Source organism: Parvibaculum sp., assembly GCF_040882025.1.
GTDB lineage: Bacteria > Pseudomonadota > Alphaproteobacteria > Parvibaculales > Parvibaculaceae > Parvibaculum.
In genome coordinates, this window is record NZ_JBBECC010000165.1 from 1 (window position 1) to 2,238 (window position 2,238).

Here is a 2,238-nt window from a genome sequence, read left to right on the forward strand (position 1 = left end):
CTCGTGGTCGAGCTCGACCCGCTGCTCGTGATAGGCCAGGTCGCCGAAGACCGCGTCGGGATGCTCAAGATCGGACTTCCGGGCCGGGCACGGCTGATCACCGGCGAAACGGTTTCGGGGACGGTCAGCTTCGTCGCCAAGACGGCCGATCCGGCGACCCGCACATTCCGCGTCGAACTCGAAGTCCCCAATCCGGAATTCAAGATGCGCGCCGGCATAACGGCTGAAATCGTCGTGCCGGGCGAGGAAGTCCAGGCACATCGTATCCCGAGCTCGGTGATCTCGCTCGACGACAAGGGCGTGATCGGCGTCCGCACGGTGGACAAGGACGGCCGCGTCAGGTTCGACGCGGTGCAGCTCGTCGACGACACGCCCGACGGCATCTGGGTTTCCGGCCTGCCGCAGACGGTGAAACTCATCACCGTCGGCCAGGACTATGTCATTGAAGGCCAGAAGGTCGAGGCCATACCCGCGGCACAACTTGGAGCCGGCCTGTGAACGGACTTATCGACGCATTTCAGGGACGCGCCCGGACCACCATGACGACCATGGTGCTGATGGTCATTGCCGGGCTCATTGCCTACATAACGATCCCCAAGGAAGCCGATCCCGACATTCCGATCCCGATCTTCTATGTCTCGATCACGCATCAGGGCATTTCGCCGGAAGATTCCGAGCGCCTGCTGATCCGGCCGATGGAAACGGAACTGCGTTCGCTCGAGGGGCTCAAGGAAATCAGGGCCACGGCGTCGCAGGGCCATGCCGGCATCGTGCTGGAGTTCGACGTCAACTTCGACAAGGACAAGGCGCTTCAGGACGTGCGCGAGAAAGTCGATCTTGCGCGCGCCGAACTGCCGAGCGAGTCCGACGAGCCGACGGTGCGCGAGTTCAATGCCGCGCTCTTCCCGGTGCTGATCGTGACGCTGTCGGGCGAGGTTCCCGAGCGCACGCTTTACGACGCGGCCCGGCGGCTGAAAGACGAAATCGAAGCGGTTCCCACCGTGCTGCAGGCCGAGCTCGTCGGCCATCGCGAGGAATTGCTCGAAGTCGTGATCGATCCGGCGAAGCTCGAATCCTACGGCATCTCGCAATCCGAACTCATCAACATCGTGCAGATGAACAACCGCCTTGTCGCGGCGGGCAACATCGACACGGGCCAGGGCCGTTTCTCGATCAAGGTGCCCGGTCTCTTCGAAACGCGCGAAGACGTGTTGACGCTGCCGATCAAGGTCTCCGGCGACGGCATCGTCACGCTGTCCGACGTCGCCGATATTCGCCGGACGTTCAAGGATCCGGAGGGCTATGCGCGCTTCAACGGCCATCCCGCGATCGCCATCGAAATCACCAAGCGCATCGGCACCAACATCGTCGACAACAACACGCAGGTGCGTGCCGTTGCCGACGCATTCACCGCCGACTGGCCCGAAGCCATCCATGTCGATTTCACGCTCGACGCCTCGAGCTGGATTCATCGTTCGCTCGGCTCGCTTCAGTCTTCGATCGCCACCGCTATCGTTCTCGTCATGGTTGTCGTCGTGGCTGCGCTCGGCCTGCGCTCGGCGCTGCTTGTCGGTTTCGCCATTCCGACCTCGTTCATGATCGGCTTCCTGTTCCTCTCCATCACCGGCTACACCGTCAACATGATGGTGATGTTCGGCATGCTGCTTTCGGTCGGCATGCTGGTCGACGGCGCCATCGTGGTCGTCGAATTCGCCGACCGGAAAATGGCGGAAGGACTTGATCGCCGCGCGGCTTACGGGCTTGCGGCAAAACGCATGTTCTGGCCCGTCGTCGCCTCGACGGCGACGACGCTCGCCGCCTTCCTGCCGATGCTGCTCTGGCCGGGCGTCAGCGGCAAGTTCATGAGCTATCTGCCGATCACGCTGATCGTGGTGCTCTCCGCCTCGCTCCTCACGGCGCTTGTCTTCCTTCCCGTTCTCGGCGGCCTCGTCGGCAAGGCCGAGAATGTCAACAGCGATGTGCTGAAACTTCTCGCGGGCACGGAGACCGGCGACATCCGGTCGGTGCCCGGGCTGACCGGCGCCTATGTCCGAATGCTCGACCGGCTTGTCCATTTTCCGGGCCGCGTGCTTGCCGGCACCCTCGTCGTTCTGGCCGGTACGATCGTGCTTTTCTCGAACTTCAACAATGGCGTCGAATTCTTCGTCGACACCGAACCGGAGCAGGCCATCGTCATGGTGGGCGCGCGCGGCAACCTCGCGGCACAGGACACGCTGA

Annotated in this window: 2 protein-coding genes; both read left to right on the forward strand. The window is 63.0% G+C overall.

Annotated features, from left to right (window positions below):
* Nucleotides 1-498 (forward strand): efflux RND transporter periplasmic adaptor subunit (locus WEB61_RS11855; protein WP_368064540.1); only part of this gene is annotated, 498 nt, incomplete at its 5' end.
* A partial coding sequence (locus WEB61_RS11860; RefSeq protein WP_368064541.1) for an efflux RND transporter permease subunit occupies nucleotides 495-2,238 on the forward strand: 1,744 nt, incomplete at its 3' end. The genes WEB61_RS11855 and WEB61_RS11860, both read left to right, overlap by 4 nt.